General features: G+C 68.4%; 18 protein-coding genes. 15 read left to right on the top strand and 3 right to left on the bottom strand.

Annotation, left to right across the window (positions count from 1 at the left end):
* The first annotated feature begins 16 nt into the window (after positions 1–16).
* From FNZ56_RS09985 to FNZ56_RS09950, 8 genes are all read left to right on the top strand, one after another.
* Entirely contained in the window at positions 17–1408 is a 1392-nt protein-coding gene (locus FNZ56_RS09985; protein ID WP_143879694.1) for an NAD(P)/FAD-dependent oxidoreductase, read from the top strand.
* The gene (locus tag FNZ56_RS09980) at positions 1405–2427 is read left to right on the top strand and encodes a chorismate transformation enzyme, FkbO/Hyg5 family (RefSeq protein ID WP_407070491.1); all 1023 of its coding nucleotides are present in this window, start codon (positions 1405–1407) and stop codon (positions 2425–2427) included. Before FNZ56_RS09985 ends, FNZ56_RS09980 begins: the two co-directional genes overlap by 4 nt.
* Before the next feature lie 171 nt (positions 2428–2598).
* Positions 2599–3024 (top strand): post-PEP-CTERM-1 domain-containing protein, encoded by a 426-nt coding sequence (locus FNZ56_RS09975; RefSeq protein WP_143879693.1) that lies wholly within the window; start codon positions 2599–2601, stop codon positions 3022–3024.
* A complete protein-coding gene (locus FNZ56_RS09970) occupies positions 3021–4667 on the top strand; it encodes a PA domain-containing protein (protein WP_143879692.1) in 1647 nt (548 codons plus the stop codon). Before FNZ56_RS09975 ends, FNZ56_RS09970 begins: the two co-directional genes overlap by 4 nt.
* An 87-nt stretch (positions 4668–4754) precedes the next feature.
* Positions 4755–5747 (top strand): porphobilinogen synthase, encoded by a 993-nt coding sequence (hemB, locus tag FNZ56_RS09965; protein ID WP_143879691.1) that lies wholly within the window; start codon positions 4755–4757, stop codon positions 5745–5747.
* Positions 5726–6172, top strand: coding sequence for a GNAT family N-acetyltransferase (locus tag FNZ56_RS09960; RefSeq protein ID WP_143879690.1), 447 nt, complete (start codon positions 5726–5728; stop codon positions 6170–6172). The genes hemB and FNZ56_RS09960 overlap by 22 nt, the downstream gene beginning before the upstream one ends.
* A gap of 43 nt (positions 6173–6215) precedes the next feature.
* On the top strand, positions 6216–7067 hold the full coding sequence (gene aroE, locus FNZ56_RS09955) for a shikimate dehydrogenase (protein WP_185970832.1): 852 nt from the start codon (positions 6216–6218) through the stop codon (positions 7065–7067).
* Between the two features lie 13 nt (positions 7068–7080).
* The gene (locus FNZ56_RS09950) at positions 7081–7410 is read left to right on the top strand and encodes an MmcQ/YjbR family DNA-binding protein (protein ID WP_143879688.1); all 330 of its coding nucleotides are present in this window, start codon (positions 7081–7083) and stop codon (positions 7408–7410) included.
* 48 nt (positions 7411–7458) lie between these two features.
* Here FNZ56_RS09950 and FNZ56_RS09945 read toward each other — a convergent pair whose 3' ends face one another.
* Entirely contained in the window at positions 7459–8013 is a 555-nt protein-coding gene (locus FNZ56_RS09945) for a gamma carbonic anhydrase family protein (protein WP_143879687.1), read from the bottom strand.
* A 49-nt stretch (positions 8014–8062) separates the two neighbouring features.
* Here FNZ56_RS09945 and FNZ56_RS09940 point away from each other — a divergent pair, with 49 nt between their 5' ends.
* From FNZ56_RS09940 to xth, 3 genes are read left to right on the top strand one after another with little or no spacing between them, the layout of a single operon-like run.
* Positions 8063–9475, top strand: coding sequence for a coniferyl aldehyde dehydrogenase (locus FNZ56_RS09940; RefSeq protein ID WP_143879686.1), 1413 nt, complete (start codon positions 8063–8065; stop codon positions 9473–9475).
* A 15-nt stretch (positions 9476–9490) separates the two neighbouring features.
* On the top strand, positions 9491–9751 hold the full coding sequence (locus tag FNZ56_RS09935) for a hypothetical protein (protein WP_143879685.1): 261 nt from the start codon (positions 9491–9493) through the stop codon (positions 9749–9751).
* Between the two features lie 39 nt (positions 9752–9790).
* Positions 9791–10561: an exodeoxyribonuclease III gene (gene xth, locus FNZ56_RS09930; RefSeq protein WP_143879684.1), complete on the top strand. Its 771-nt coding sequence runs from the start codon at positions 9791–9793 to the stop codon at positions 10559–10561.
* A 62-nt stretch (positions 10562–10623) separates the two neighbouring features.
* Here xth and FNZ56_RS09925 read toward each other — a convergent pair whose 3' ends face one another.
* Both FNZ56_RS09925 and FNZ56_RS09920 read right to left on the bottom strand, forming a co-directional pair.
* Positions 10624–10890, bottom strand: a complete 267-nt coding sequence (locus FNZ56_RS09925) for a GlsB/YeaQ/YmgE family stress response membrane protein (protein ID WP_143879683.1) — start codon at positions 10888–10890, stop codon at positions 10624–10626.
* A 118-nt stretch (positions 10891–11008) separates the two neighbouring features.
* Positions 11009–12343, bottom strand: coding sequence for an AMP-binding protein (locus FNZ56_RS09920; RefSeq protein WP_246064572.1), 1335 nt, complete (start codon positions 12341–12343; stop codon positions 11009–11011).
* Positions 12344–12393: 50 nt separating this feature from the next.
* Between FNZ56_RS09920 and FNZ56_RS09915 the strand changes: the two genes are divergently transcribed.
* From FNZ56_RS09915 to FNZ56_RS09900, 4 genes are read left to right on the top strand one after another with little or no spacing between them, the layout of a single operon-like run.
* Positions 12394–13005, top strand: a complete 612-nt coding sequence (locus FNZ56_RS09915; RefSeq protein WP_143879682.1) for a 4'-phosphopantetheinyl transferase family protein — start codon at positions 12394–12396, stop codon at positions 13003–13005.
* A 7-nt stretch (positions 13006–13012) separates the two neighbouring features.
* Entirely contained in the window at positions 13013–13660 is a 648-nt protein-coding gene (gene rsmG / locus FNZ56_RS09910; RefSeq protein WP_143879681.1) for a 16S rRNA (guanine(527)-N(7))-methyltransferase RsmG, read from the top strand.
* A 35-nt stretch (positions 13661–13695) separates the two neighbouring features.
* Complete coding sequence (locus tag FNZ56_RS09905) at positions 13696–14508, top strand: ParA family protein (protein ID WP_143879680.1); 813 nt, start codon at positions 13696–13698, stop codon at positions 14506–14508.
* Complete coding sequence (locus FNZ56_RS09900; RefSeq protein WP_143879679.1) at positions 14505–15413, top strand: ParB/RepB/Spo0J family partition protein; 909 nt, start codon at positions 14505–14507, stop codon at positions 15411–15413. Before FNZ56_RS09905 ends, FNZ56_RS09900 begins: the two co-directional genes overlap by 4 nt.
* Positions 15414–15424 lie beyond the last annotated feature (11 nt).

Raw genomic sequence — 15424 nt, 5'->3', positions numbered from 1 at the left:
AGGAACGCCAGACCGCATGGATTTCGCCACCGACTCCTCGCCAGGCCAAAACACCGCCGACGCCATCGAAACCGACGTGCTGGTGATCGGCGGCGGCCCCGCCGGCACCACCGCCGCGACCCTGCTCGCGCGCAAGGGCTGGAAGGTGACCCTGCTGGAAAAGGCGCGGCACCCGCGCTTCCACATCGGCGAATCGCTGCTGCCGATGAACCTGCCCATCCTCGAACGCCTGGGCGTGCTCGAACAGGTGCGCGCGATCGGCGTGCACAAGCTCGGTGCCGATTTCCCGCTGCAGGACGAGGCCGACAACACCCACGTGTTCCGCTTCGACCGCGCGATCTCGCCGAAATTCGGCTATGCCTTCCAGGTCAAGCGCGAGGAATTCGACCAGTTGCTGTTCCGGAACGCGCTCGCCAACGGCGTCGACGCGCGCGAACAGGTCGTGGTCGAGAAGGTGGATTTCGACAACGACCGCCCGCGCGTGGTGCACGCCCGCGACGCCGGCGGCAACGCGCTCGCCTTCCGCGTCCGCTACCTGGTCGACGCCAGCGGCCGCGACACCTTCCTCGGCAACAAGCTCAAGCTCAAGCGCAAGAGCGACCTGCACCAGTCCGCGGCGATCTTCAGCCACTTCACCGGCGTCAAGCGCCGCGAAGGCGAGGACGCGGGCAACATCACCGTCGACCGCTTCGACCACGGCTGGTTCTGGCTGATCCCGCTGCCCGGCGGCGTGATGAGCGTCGGCGCCGTCTGCTTCCCCGAATACCTCAAGCAGCGCAGCGCGCACCGCGGCGACAAGGCGGCCAGCGGCGATCCCAACGAAGCCTTCCTGATGCGCACGCTGCAGACCACGCCGTCGGTGTGGAACCGCATGCAACACGCGCAGCGGGTCGCGCCGGTGCACGTGACCGGCAACTACACCTACACCTGTAGCCGCATGGCCGGCCCGGGCTGGGTGATGGCCGGTGACGCCTACGCCTTCGTCGATCCGGTGTTCTCCTCCGGCGTCTACCTCGGCATGAACAGCGCCGAACAGGCAGCCGACGTGGTCGACGCGGCATTGCGCGAACCCGCGCGCGAAGCCGCCATGCAGGCGGCGATGGATCTCCGGCTGCGACGCGGGCTCAAGCATTTCTCGTGGTTCATCTACCGCTTCACCACGCCGGTGATGCAGCACCTGTTCGCCAACCCGCGCAACGACTGGCAACTGGAACAGGCCGTCATCTCGATGCTCGCCGGCGACGTCTTCGACAACCGCGTAGTGCTGCGCAAGCTGCGCGTGTTCCGCATCGTGTATGCGTTGACCGCACTGCAGCTGGCGCCGCGCGCGTTGCGCGGCTGGTGGCGGCGCAAGCGCCAGGTCGGCGAAGCCTTCGCCGGCGATACCCTGCAACCGGGCAATCCGTGAGCGATCCAAGCACCTTGTCCATTCCCGGTTCCGCCGCGTTGCAGGTCGATTACGCCGAGCCCGGCACGCTGGCTGAATGGCTGGCCCGCGACGACGTGCTCGCGGTGTTCGGTTTCGGCGACACCGCCCCGCCCGGCGACGACCCGCGCTACCTGCGAGTGCCGCTGCAGCCGCACGGCAATGGCCTGCTCGAGGTCTGGCGCACGCACGCACCGGTGGAACGCGGCCGCGACGGGGACATCGCCTGGGCCCGCAACGCGGACCTGTCCTTCGGCGCCATCGAAGTGGCCGAGGGCGAAGGCGGCATCATCGCCGCGGCCGAACACGCCTACGCGCGGCTCACGCGCTTCATCGCCGACAGCCGCACCCCGCACCTGCTGCGGATCTGGAACTACCTCGACGCGATCACCGAGGGCGAAGGCGATTCCGAACGCTACCGCCAGTTCTGCGTCGGGCGCGCACGCGGGCTCGGCACGTTCGACGCGCAGACCCTGCCGGCCGCGACCGCGATCGGCCGCTGCGACGCGGACCGCGTGATCCAGATCTACTGGCTGGCCTCGGCAGTGCCCGGCACCCCGGTCGAGAACCCGCGCCAGGTCAGCGCCTACCGCTATCCGCGCGAATACGGCCCGCAACCGCCGAGCTTCGCCCGCGCGATGCTGCCGCCGCCGGGTTCGGCCATGCCGCTGCTGCTGTCGGGCACTGCCAGCGTGGTCGGCCACCGTTCGCTGCACGCGGGGCAATTGCTGGCGCAACTCGACGAGACCTTCGCCAACTTCGACAGCCTGATCGGCGCCGCACGCGCGCATGCGCCCGGCCTGTCGTCGAAGTTCGGCGCCGACACCCGGCTCAAGGTCTACGTGCGCCAACGCGACGACCTGCCGCTGGTGGCCGAGGCGTTCGCCAACCGTTTCGGCGGCGGCGTGCCGCACCTGATCCTGCATGCGGTGATCTGCCGTCGCGATCTCGCGATCGAAATCGACGGCGTGCACGGGACCGTTGCCATCGCCGACCCGTGAATGCGCCGGGCGTGGCGCGAACTGCTGCAACGCACTATTGAGCCGCATGGTGATCCGGAGCACACTCGGGCCCGGGCGGGGGGTCTCCCTGCCGAACCAACCACACGGCCGACTGTCTCGATCAGGCGAGATCGTGGGGAACGCATCTCTACAGACGAGGGGATCTGGATCATGAAAAAGGCAACACCTGCTCTGCTGCTCGCGGGACTGGCCGTTTCGGCCTGCCTGCAAGCCCAGGCCGCCGAACCACAAACCACGCAGCCCGAAGCCACTGCCGACACCAGCAACGCGGTGATGGTCGGCATCGATGCCAGGACCGGCAAGCTGCGTCCGTTGACGGCGGCCGAAGCACGCACGCTGTCCGCCAGGGCGGCGGCGATGCCGCGTGGACACGGCTCCTTTGCCGCCATTCCGCGCACGGACGCCCAGTCCCGCGCGACGGTTCGCCGCCATGCCAATGGCGGGGTATCGGTCCGTGTTCCGTTGTCGACGATGAATCAAATCTCCGTCACGCGCGATGCGGAAGGCCGCCTGCAAACGAACGAAGGAAGCCCGGGCGATAACGCCCCGGTCGTGAAGCAGGAGGTGTCCGAATGAAAATCCGCCTGCTTGCGGCCGTCGTTGCCGCCTGCCTCGGCATGCCTGCCGCGCATGCCGCCATCATCCCGGTCAACGACGACGATCCCGGCGTCGGCCTGAACGATCCCACCCCGCGCGCGCCGGAAGGCGGCAACCCCGGCACCACGGTCGGCGACCAGCGCAAGATCGTCTACCAGTACGCAGCCGACCAATGGGGTTCGGTCCTGACCAGCGATATCGACGTCCATGTCGGCGCCAGTTTCGCCTCCCTCGATTGCGATGCCGGCAGCGCCGTGCTCGGTTCCGCGGGCGCGACGACGATCTACTGGGACAACTCCTTCCCGCTGCAGGGCACCTGGTACCACATCGCGCTCGCCGACCAGCTCGCGGGCGTGGACCTGATCGGCGATGGAGTGACTCCCGAAATCGCCAGCCAGTTCAACTCCGACCTCGGCCAGACCGGTTGCCTCGAGGGCAGCGGCTGGTACTACGGACTGGACGGCAATACCCCGGCGGGGATGATCAGCTTCCTCGACGTGGTCATGCACGAGATCAGCCACGGTCTCGGCTTCTCGGGCTTCCTCAACAAGAACACCGGCGCGCTCGGCAACTACGACGGCACGCCGCGTCCAGACGTCTATACGCATTTCGCGTACGACAACCTCACCGGCGCCCGGTTCGACGATGGCGCCATGACCGACCCGCTGCGCCGCGTCGCGATGAAGACCCCGGGCCGCACGTCCTGGGATGGACCCATCGGAAAGGCGCAGACCCCGGCCTTCCTCAACCAGACCTACACCCTGGGCATCACCGGCTCGATCACCGCGACCTTCCCGGCCTACGGCACGGCTTCGTTCGGAGCTGCCGCGACTTCGGCGAACTTCGATGGCGACGTGGTCATCGTCAACGACGGCGTCGGCCCCGACACCGCCGATGCCTGCGAACCGCTGACGGCCGGAAGCCTGACCGGCAAGGTCGCCTTCATCAATCGCGGCGTCTGCGGTTTCGAATTCAAGGCTCGCAATGCCCAGGGCGCTGGCGCCTCGGCCGTGATCATCGGCAACGTGGCGTCTTCGGGCACCCCGGGCACCGCGCCGGGCATGGCCGACGACCCGACCATCACCGACACCACCGTTCCGACGGTGAGCCTGAACCTTGCCAACGCCGACACGATCCGCACCCAGGCCACCGGCATGCATGCCGCACTCGGCGCGGTGGCAGGCCAGTACGTCGGTTCCGACAGCGGTGGTCGTCCCTTGCTGTACACCCCGACCCAGGTTGCGGGCGGCTCGACCTTCTCGCACTTCGACACCACGCTCACGCCAAATGCGCTGATGGAGCCGTTCATCAACGACGACCTGGCGGCGAACTTCGACACCGACCTCACCGCATCCGTATTCGCGGACGAAGGCTGGGTGCTGAAGTCCGGTACCGCCAAGCTCGGCAGCAAGGCCTGCGACACCAAGGTCCCGCTGTACACCGCACCCGGCATCATGACCGGCGCCAACCTGCAGGCGGCGGATACGCTGTGCACGGCGGCGTACCCGACCACCACCGGGCGCAAGTCCTGCATCACCAGCTTCGCCGCGAAGCTGAAGGCCGCGGGCCTGATCACCTCGACCCAGCAGACGGCGATCACCACCTGCGCCTTGCGTCCCTGACCGAACGCAACCGCTCCGCTCCACCGGCCGGCGCCCTCGTGGCGCCGGTCTTTTTCGACCCGGACCGGCGCGGCGTAAAATGCCCGCATGAGCTACCCCTCCTCGCGACCGCGGCGGATGCGCCGCGACGGGTTCTCGCGCCGGCTGATGCGCGAGCATGTGCTGACCGCGAACGACCTGATCCTGCCGGTGTTCGTGCACGAGGAAAACGGCCGCGCGCCGGTGCCTTCGATGCCGGGCGTGGAACGGCTGTCGATCGACGAAGTGCTCAAGGTCGGCGAACGGGCGCTGGAACTCGGCGTGCCGGTGATCGACCTGTTCGGCGTGCCGGATCCTTCGGCGAAGACCGCAGACGGCTGCATTGCCTGGGACGAGGACGGCATCGTCGCGCGCGCGATCCGCGCGCTGAAGTCGCGTTTCCCCGAACTCGGGGTGATGAGCGACCAGGCATTGGATCCGTACACGACGCATGGCCAGGACGGCTTGATCGACGACAGCGGCTACATCCTCAACGACGAAACCCTCGCCGCGCTGGTGAAGCAATCGCTGGCGCACGCCGCGGCCGGCGTCGACATCCTCTCGCCCAGCGACATGATGGACGGGCGCATCGGCGCGATCCGCGACGCGCTGGAAGCCGCCGGCTTCGTCCACACGAAGATCATGGCCTACAGCGCCAAGTACGCCAGCGCCTTCTACGGCCCGTTCCGCAGCGCGGTCGGCAGCGCCGGCGCACTCGGCAAGGGCGACAAGCATACCTACCAGATGGATCCGGCGAATTCGGACGAGGCCCTGCACGAAGTCGGCCTCGACCTCGCCGAAGGCGCGGACATGGTGATGGTGAAACCCGGCCTGCCCTACCTCGACGTGCTGTACCGGGTGAAGCAGCATTTCAAGCGGCCGACGTATGCGTACCAGGTCAGCGGCGAGTACGCGATGATCAAGGCGGCGGCGTCGAACGGCTGGATCGACGAACGCGCGGTGGCGATGGAAGCGCTGCTCGCGTTCAAGCGCGCCGGCGCCGATGGCGTGCTGACCTACTTCGCGCTGGATGCCGCGCAATGGCTGCGCGAAGCGCGCTGATCCGCGCCGCGATCATCGCCGATGCCGCGGAGATCGCGCGGCTGTCCGCGCAATTGGGCTATCCCGCCAGAGTCGGCGTGTTCGCCGGTCGGCTCGAGCGCATGTCGCGTTCGCCGACGCATGCCGTACTGGTGTGCGAAGGCGAAGGCGGACGACTCGCGGGTTTCATCGGTCTGGAACAACGGCTGATGATCGAATCCGGCGACAAGGCCGAAATCGTCGGGCTCGTCGTCGATGCCGATGCACGCCGCACCGGTGCCGGGCGCAGGCTGGTCGCCGCGGCCGAGGATTGGGCCCACTCGCGCGGCCTGCTCGAATTGTTCCTGCGCTCGAACGTGGTGCGACCGGAAGCGCATGCGTTCTATCCGGCGCTCGGCTTCGAACGCAGCAAGACCCAGCACGTCTATCGCAAGGCGCTGACGTGATCGCGACACGCGGGGAGTAAACTCGTCCGCAAGCGCTAAGGAGATCGGCATGAGTAGGCATTACGCGGTGTTCGGGCATCCGGTGTCGCATTCGTTGTCGCCGCGCATCCACGCCGCGTTCGGGAAACAGGCCGGCATCGCCATCGAGTACTCCGCGATCGACGTCGAACCATCCGGCTTCGACGCGGCCCTGCAGGACTTCGCCGCGCGCGGCGGCGCCGGCGCCAACGTCACCTTGCCGCTGAAGGAAGCTGCATATGCGCTGTGCAGCGACACCACCGAACGCGCGCGTCGCGCCGGCGCGGTGAATACGCTGATCCGCAACGGCGACGCCTGGCACGGCGACAACACCGACGGCGTCGGCCTGGTGCGCGACCTGACCGAGCGCCAGGGCCTGGACCTGCGCGCGCGCCGCACCCTGCTGCTCGGCGCCGGCGGCGCCGCCCGCGGCGTCGCCCCTGCACTGCTCGATGCCGGCATCGGCGACCTGTTCATCGTCAACCGCACGCCCGCCCGCGCCGACGCGCTGGCCGACATGCTCGGCCAGCCTGGCCGGGTACACGTGCGCTATCTCGATGACCTGCGCAACCTCGGCGAATTCGACCTGGTGCTCAACGCCACTACCGCGGCCCGCGATGGCGGCAGTTTCCCGACCCTGCCGCGCAGCCTGCTCGGCCGGCGCAGCGCCGCGGTCAGCCTGAGCTATGGCGAAGCGGCGATTCCCTTCCTCGCCTGGGCGCGCGCGCAGGGCGCGCACGAATCCATCGACGGACTCGGCATGCTGGTGGAACAGGCGGCGGAAAGCTTCGCGCGCTGGCACGGCACGCGCCCGGACACCGACCGCATCTACGGCGAACTGCGCGCGGAAAGCGCGCGACTGGTGACCGCCGACTGACCATCGCGCGGCAATGAACGCCGACCGCGTCCGTCGCTGCGCGCTGTCGCTGCCCGAAGCGGTGGAAGCGCCGCACTTCGACTACGCCTCGTTCCGCGTCGGCGGGAAAATCTTCGCCACCATGCCTCCGGACGGCGCGCACCTGCACGTCTTCGTCGGCGAAGAGCAACGCGAAACCGCGCTGGCACTGCATCCGGAGTCCGTCGAAAAGCTGTTCTGGGGACAAAAGGCTTGCGGCCTGCGCATCGCACTCGACGCAGCGAAACCCGCGGTTGTCGAGACACTGCTGCGGCAGGCGTGGGCGCAGCGTGCGCCGAAGCGGTTGCTCGACGTTGGCGATTGATCTGATCGCTTTTTGTGGGAGCGACGGGAGTCGCGCTCGAGAGCGCTCCTACAGGCTCGCGGCGAGATATTCGTCCTTGAGCTTCACGTAATGCTTGGCGCTGTAGTACAGCGCGTCGATCTCGGCATCGCTGAGCATCCGTGCCTTCTTCGCCGGATTGCCCAGCCACAGCTCGCCTTCGCCGACGATCTTCCCGGGCGCCACCAGCGCACCCGCACCGATGAAGGCATGCTTCCGCACCACCGCGCCGTCGAGCACGATCGCGCCCATGCCGACCAGCACCGCGTCCTCGATGGTGCAGGCGTGGATGATGGCCTTGTGGCCGATGGTGACATCGCTGCCGATGCGGGTGGCGAAACCGCCGAGCTTGGCGTGCGGGCCGTCGTGGCTGACGTGCACGACGCTGCCGTCCTGGATGTTGCTGCGGTCGCCGATGCGGATGAAGTTCACATCGCCGCGGATCACCGTGAACGGCCAGACGGAAACATCCTCGCCCAGCACCACGTCGCCGATGACGCGCGCGGACTCGTCGACCCATGCGCGCTCGCCGAGGGTGGGAAAGCGGTCGCGGTAGGGGCGCAGGACGGACGTTTTCGTGGTCATGGCCCATTCTAGAGCCACGTCGCGGAAACCCGCGGCTACACTCCGGCGCATGGACACCGCCGCCGACACGCCCCTCGCCGAACTGCGCCCGACGCTGGACCGCCTGCGCGCGGCCTGGCAGGCGCGCAAGCCCGATGCCGCGCAACGCCGCGACGACCTGCAGCGCCTGCGCGATGCGCTGAAGCGCCGGCTCGACGACATGGCCGCGGCGATCTCCGCCGACTTCGGCCAGCGCGCGAAAGCCGAAAGCCTGATCGCCGACGGCATGACCGTACTCAACGAAATCGACCACCTGCGCAAGCATTTGCGCGGCTGGATGAAACCCAGGCGCGTCGGCGTCGGCTGGCGCTTCCTGCCCGCGCGCGCGGAAATCCGCGCCGAACCGGTCGGCGTGGTCGGCGTGATCGCGCCGTGGAACTACCCGGTGAACCTCGCGCTGGTGCCGCTCGCAACCGCGATCGCCGCCGGCAACCACGTCTACCTGAAACCGTCGGAGCACACGCCGCGCAGCGCCGCCTTCCTGCGCGAACTGCTGGCCGAGGTCTTCCCCGAAGACCGCGTCGCCGTCGCCGAAGGCGGCGCCGATGTCGGTTCCGCGTTCGCCGCGCTGCCGTTCGACCATCTGGTGTTCACCGGTTCCACCGCGGTCGGGCGCAAGGTCATGGCCGCGGCCGCGCAGAACCTGACGCCGGTGACGCTGGAACTGGGCGGCAAGTCGCCGGCCATCGTCTGCGAGGACTATCCGGTCGAACAGGCCGCGGCGCGACTCGCCACCGGCAAGTGGTTCAACGGTGGCCAGACCTGCATCGCGCCCGATTACGTGCTGGTGCCGCAGGACAAGCGCGATGCGCTGGTCGCGGCGCTGCGCAAGGAAGTGCAGGCGCGCTACGGCACGGCGTTCGACAACACCGGCGATTACACCCGCGTCGTCAATGACGGCCAGTACGCGCGCTTGCAGGGCTATCTCGACGATGCGCGTTCGCGCGGCGCCGAAGTGCTGACGCTCGCCGGCGAAGCCGATGCTTCGCAGCGCCTGCTGCCGCCGACGCTGGTGCTCGATCCTGGCGACGACGCCAAGGTGATGCAGGACGAAATCTTCGGCCCGGTGTTCCCGGTCAAGGGCTACCGCACGCTCGACGAAGCCATCGCCTACGTCAACGCGCACGATCGGCCGTTGGCGCTGTATCCCTTCAGCCACGACAAGGCTTCGGTCGAGAAAATCCTGCGCAACACGCTGGCCGGCGGCGTGTCGGTGAACGACACGCTGTTCCATTTCGCCATCACCACGCTGCCGTTCGGCGGCATCGGTCCCAGCGGCATGGGCGCCTACCACGGCCGCGCGGGCTTCGACGCGATGAGCAAGCAATTGCCGGTGCTGTGGCAGGCGCGGCGCACCGGCGGCGACCTGCTCAGGCCGCCGTATTCGAAGGCGAAGTGGTTGATCGATCTGATCGTGCGGTAATCAGGAGTCGAAGCGATGCTGGGCGAAATCGAAAGCTGGGATAACGGATGGCATGGGGTTAGCCTCGGAATGTCAACCCAGGAGATCGATCAGCTGATCGCACTGTTGTTGCGGATTCGCGACGATCCCAATCAGCACTTTCACATCTCTGGCGATTATTCCGGTTCCGGCGGTATCGGAGACATTGAGTTCTACGTTTCAAATGCCGACACAAACGGTAATCTTCACCTTAGCGGCCTTGCCTTGCCGCCTGGCGACCAGATACCTGTTCGCTAGACGCGATCAATCGCATTCGGCCATTTGGCAAACCTTCCCATGAAAATCGCCAGCTGGAACGTCAATTCGCTCAACGTGCGCCTGCCGCAATTGGAGCAGTGGCTGGGCGAATTCGCGCCGGACGTGGTCGGACTGCAGGAAACCAAGCTCGAGGACCATCGCTTCCCCGACGACGCGCTGGCCGCGCTCGGCTACCGCAGCGTGTTCCACGGGCAGAAGACCTACAACGGCGTCGCGATCCTCGCCCGCAACCACGCGCTGGAGGATGTGCAGATCGCGATTCCGGGTTTCGACGACGCGCAGGCGCGCGCCATCGCCGCGACCGTGGGCGACGTGCGCATCGTGAACCTGTACGTGGTCAACGGCCAGGACGTCGGCACCGAGAAATACGCCTACAAGTTGCGCTGGCTGGATGCGGTGCACGGCTGGCTCGCAGGCGAATTGCAGCGACACGAACGACTCGTCGTGCTCGGCGATTTCAACATCGCGCCGGACGACCGCGACGTGCACGATCCGGCGACCTGGAACGACGAGCACATCCTCACTTCCACCGCCGAACGCGCCGCGTTGCAGCGGCTGCTCGCGTTGGGACTGCACGACGGCTTTCGCCTGCACAACGACGAGGGCGGGATCTTCAGCTGGTGGGATTACCGACAGGCCGCGTTCCGTCGCAACCTCGGCCTGCGCATCGACTTGACCCTGGTGTCGGACGCCCTGCGCGGTTCCACCGCGAACGCCGGCATCGACCGCACGCCGCGCACCTGGGAACGCGCCAGCGACCACGCGCCCGCATTCGTCGAACTCGCCTGACCGCGAAAAAACGAAAGCCCGGCAAGCCGGGCCTTCGCATCCCCGTCAATTTTCCGCGACGCTCAGCGCACGCGTCCGCGACGGAACAGATTGACGATCGCGAGCAGGATGATCGCCCCGATCAGCGACACGACGATGCTCATCACGCTGATGCCGGCGTTGATGCCGCCACCAAGCCCGAGCATCGGACCGATCCAGCCGCCGATGAAGGCGCCGACGATGCCGACGACGATGTTGAGCAGGATGCCCTGCTGGCCGTCGGTCTTCATGACCATGCTGGCCAGCCAGCCGATGATGCCGCCCACGATCAACCAGATGATGATGCCCATGCCACGAACTCCTCTTCTTCTTTCCGGAAAGGAATGCCAGCTCGCTCCCCTGCGGGGGGCGCGGGCCACTGTGACCCGCATGGCGTGATGATCGCGTCGCGGCACGCGGCCTCGTCGTTCAGCCGCAACGCCGCAGCATGGCCAGCAATTCGGCGCGCGGCAGCTTGCCGGTTTCGTTGCGCGGCAAGGCCGCGACCTTGCGCAAGGGCCGCGGCAGGAATGCCGGATCGACACCGGCGCGCAAGGCATCGAGGATCCCCGCTTCGTCGCGCGTGGGCGCAACCACCAGCGCCGCGACCCGCGCCACTTCGCCGGATGCGGCATCGAGCTGGAACACGCAACCATCCTCCACGCCCGGGATTTCCAGCAGGCGCCGGGTGAGGTCTCCGAGCGAGGCGCGCTTGCCGGCGATTTCCAGCAGGTCGGCCTGGCGCCCGCGCAATTCGAAGCGGCCTTCGCCATCGACCTCGACCCGATCGGCCAGCAGCACCGGCTTCGGCAAATGCGCGGCGCGCACTTCGGTCGCGTCCTCCAGCGCGGCGACGCGCACGCCGGGCAGCGGCGTCCATGCCGATTCGCGCGCGGTGCGGCGACGCGCGAACACGCAGGTTTCGGTGGAACCGAACAATTCACGCACCTCGCAATCGAAGCGCGATTCCGCCTCCATCGCGAGTTCCGCGGGCAGCGGCGCGGTCGCGGAGACGATGCCGGCGAGCGGCGGCAATTCGATTCCGGACGCGACCAGCGCGCGCAAATGCACCGGCGTGGTGACGAGCACGCGCATCGCGGTCGCATCGGCCAGCGCGCGCGCGATGTCGGCGGGGAAGAACGGCCGCGCCTCGTGCACCGCCGCACCGCCGAGCAGCGGCATCAGCACCGAAAGTTCCATCCCGTACATGTGCTGCGGCGGGACGGTGGCGACGATCTGCGCCTGTGCATCGGCCGGCCACAGGTCGCGCAATGCAGCGAGGTTCTGCGCGGTGCTGGTCGCGAACGCGCCCCAGGTCTTGGGGTTGGCCTGCGGCACGCCGGTACTGCCGGAAGTGAAGCCGATCGCGGCCAGTGCATCCGCCGCGACTTCGGGAATCGCATCCGTGCCCAACGGCGCGTTCGCGATCACCGCGGCGACCGTGGCATCGTCGAGCACCTGGTTCGAAGGATGCCGGCGCTGCACGTCGGCGACGACCTCCGGCGCGCGCGAAGGCGGCAGCAGCGTCGCCTTGCCGCGCAACGCCGCGGCGCAGAAACCGGTGAGGAAACGGTGCCGGTCCTCGCACAGGTTCACGACGAATTCGCCTGCGTCCAGTTGCGCGGCCAGCGCCCGCGCTTCGCCGAGGAAGGCCGATAGCGGCGTCGCCCCGCGCGGCCCGAAGGCCAGCGCCCGATCCACGGGACCGATGGCGATCGCCATGGGCGCGGTGGCGGCATCGGGCTGGGAAAACGCGACGGACATGCGATGCGAGGCGTGGAATCTGGCAGCCGCTAGCTTACGCTGGCGACGCCATGCGCCGCCAAACCGCCCCGGCTTCGACCGATCCCGCATCGCCACGCTGGACGCTGCTGCCGTATTCGCGCGGCGAGGCGGCGATGCCCCTCGCGCAGAATTGGCTGGCAAATACATTCGGCGGGAATGCCGGCGAGTATGCCTTCGAACGCGATGCGCACGGGCGTCCGCAATTGAAACGCGCGGCGCTGGACTGCAACTGGAGCCATAGCGGCGGGCACCTGCTGGTCGTCGCCGGCGAAGCACTCTGCGTCGGCGCGGACCTGGAATCGATCCGGCCACGGACGAACGCGCTGGCAGTCGCGCGGCGTTTCTTCGCTGGCGAGGAAATCGCCTGGCTCGAAGCGCGCGAAGGGAGCGGACGGACCGCGCTCGAAAGGGCGGCCCTTGAAAAGGATTTCCTGCGCCTGTGGTGCGCCAAGGAAGCGGTGCTGAAGGCGCATGGCCGCGGGCTCGCCTTCGGCCTGCACCGCCTGGCGTTCGCGGAAGAAAACGAAACGTTGTTCCTGCAACGCTGCGACGCCGAACTCGGCGATCCACGCGACTGGCGCCTGTGCGAACTCTTGCCGGCGCCCGGCACGCTCGCGGCCATCGCGTGGCGCAAGGGATAATCCGCGCATGACCGACGGACACGACCTCGACGCCCCGCTGCGCGCCGGCCTCGCCGATCTCGCGCTGCCGGGCGAACTCGCGCCGTCGCTGCTCGCCTACCTCGACCTGCTCGCGCGCTGGAACCGCACCTACAACCTGACCGCGGTGCGCGATCCGCGCGAGATGGTGTCGCGGCACCTGCTCGATTCGCTGGCGATGAACGCCTATCTCGACGGCATCGCCACCCTCGCCGACCTCGGCACCGGCCCCGGCCTGCCCGGCATCCCGCTGGCGATCGCGCGGCCGGGGCTGCGGGTGACGCTGGTCGAAGCCAACGGCAAGAAGGCGCGCTTCCTGCGCGAGGCGGTGCGCACGCTGGGCCTGGGCAATGCCGAGGTCGCCGAATCGCGGATCGAGGCGCTGGACCGGCCCGGCGCGTTCGACGCCATCACCGCGCGGGCGCTGGCGACCTTGCCGCAGATCCTCGAATTCGGCGCCCACCTGCTCGCCCCCGGCGGCAGGCTGCTGGCGATGAAGGGCGCGCGCCCGGACGAGGAAATCGCCGCGTTGCCGCGCGGCTGGCGGCTGCAAACGCTGCACCGGCTCACGGTTCCGGGCCTGGAGGGCGAACGCCACCTCGCCGTGGTGGGCCGGGACGCAGCGGCCACGGCATAATCATCGATCCGCCGCGAGCGAAGACTGACTCCCGCATGGCCCGCATCATCGCCATCGCCAACCAGAAGGGCGGCGTCGGCAAGACCACCACCGCCGTCAACCTCGCCGCCGCGCTCGCGCAATCGGCCAGCCGCGTGCTGCTGGTCGATCTCGACGCGCAGGGCAACGCGACCATGGGCAGCGGCGTGGACAAGCGCGAACTGTCCGCCTCGACCTGCGACGTGCTGCTCGAGGAACAACACGCCGACGCCGCGATCGTCAGGACGCCCGAAGGTTTCGACCTGCTGCCTGGCAACACCGACCTCACCGCGGCCGAAATCGAGCTGATGGACGAGGAAGGCCGCGAACAGCGGCTCAAGCGCGCGCTGGATCCATTGCGCGCGAAGTACGACTTCATCGTCGTCGACTGCCCGCCGGCGCTGTCGTTGCTCACCCTCAATGCGCTCACCGCCGCCGACAGCGTGCTGGTGCCGATGCAGTGCGAGTACTACGCGCTGGAAGGCCTGACCGCGCTGCTGCAGACCATCGACGCGCTGAAGGCGAAGTTGAATCCGAACCTGGAAATCGAAGGCGTGCTGCGCACCATGTTCGACGTGCGCAACAACCTCGCCAACGCGGTTTCGGCGGAACTGGTGTCGCACTTCGGCGACAAGGTGTTCCGCACCATCATCCCGCGCAACGTGCGCGTGGCCGAGGCGCCGAGCCACGGCCAGAGCATCGTCGGCTACGACAAGGGCAGCCGCGGCGCAATCGCCTACCTCGGCCTCGCCGGCGAAGTGCTGCGCCACCAGCGCGAACGCAAGCAGGTGCAAGGAAAGCAGGTGGCGACAATGGAGCAGGACGCATGACGACGGTGAAGAAGCGGGGACTCGGACGCGGACTGGAAGCATTGCTCGGCCCCAAGGCCGCGGCCGAGGCACCGAAGCTGGAAGCCACCCCGCAGGACGCGCTGCGCACGCTGCCGGTCGATGCGCTGGCGCCGGGCAAGTACCAGCCGCGCCGGGTGATGGATCCGGCCAAGCTCGCCGAACTCGCCGAATCGATCCGCGCGCAGGGCGTGATCCAGCCCATCGTCGTGCGCGAAGTCGTGCAGCCGCGCGGCGGCAAGACCTGGGAAATCATCGCCGGCGAACGCCGTTGGCGCGCATCGAAGCAAGCCGGGCTCGAACAAATCCCCGTCGTGGTGCGCGAAGTCGACGATCGCACCGTGGTCGCGATGGCGCTGATCGAGAACATCCAGCGCGAAGACCTGAATCCGCTCGAGGAAGCGCAGGCGTTGCAGCGGCTGATCGACGAATTCGACCTGACCCACGCCGCCGCCGCCGAAGCGGTCGGCCGTTCGCGCACCGCGGTCACGAATTTGCTGCGGCTGCTGGAGCTGCCGGCGGAACTGCGTGCGATGGTCGAAACCGGCGCGCTGGAAATGGGCCACGCACGCGCGTTGCTGGCGCTGGCGCCGGCCGCCGCGGTCGCACTCGGCAAGCAGGCCGCCGCGCAGGAATGGTCGGTGCGCGAAGTCGAACGCCGGGTGCAACTGCTCGGCGCGGGCCGCGTCCCGGGCAAGGCCAGGCCAGCCGCGACCAAGGCATCGCCCTCGGCCGACATCGCCACGCTGCAGCGCGAGCTCGGCGAAACCCTGGGCACGCGCGTGGACGTGCAGCCCGGGCGCGGCGGGCGCGGCAAGCTGGTGATCCACTACAGCGACCTCGACATGCTCGACGGGGTCCTCGAACGCCTGCGTCGCGACTCCTGAGCGAGGATCCC

Source organism: Lysobacter lycopersici (assembly GCF_007556775.1).
Taxonomy (GTDB): Bacteria; Pseudomonadota; Gammaproteobacteria; order Xanthomonadales; family Xanthomonadaceae; genus Pseudoluteimonas; species Pseudoluteimonas lycopersici.
Note: the sequence above shows the minus strand (reverse complement) of the source record. Positions and strands in the feature narration are given on the sequence as shown.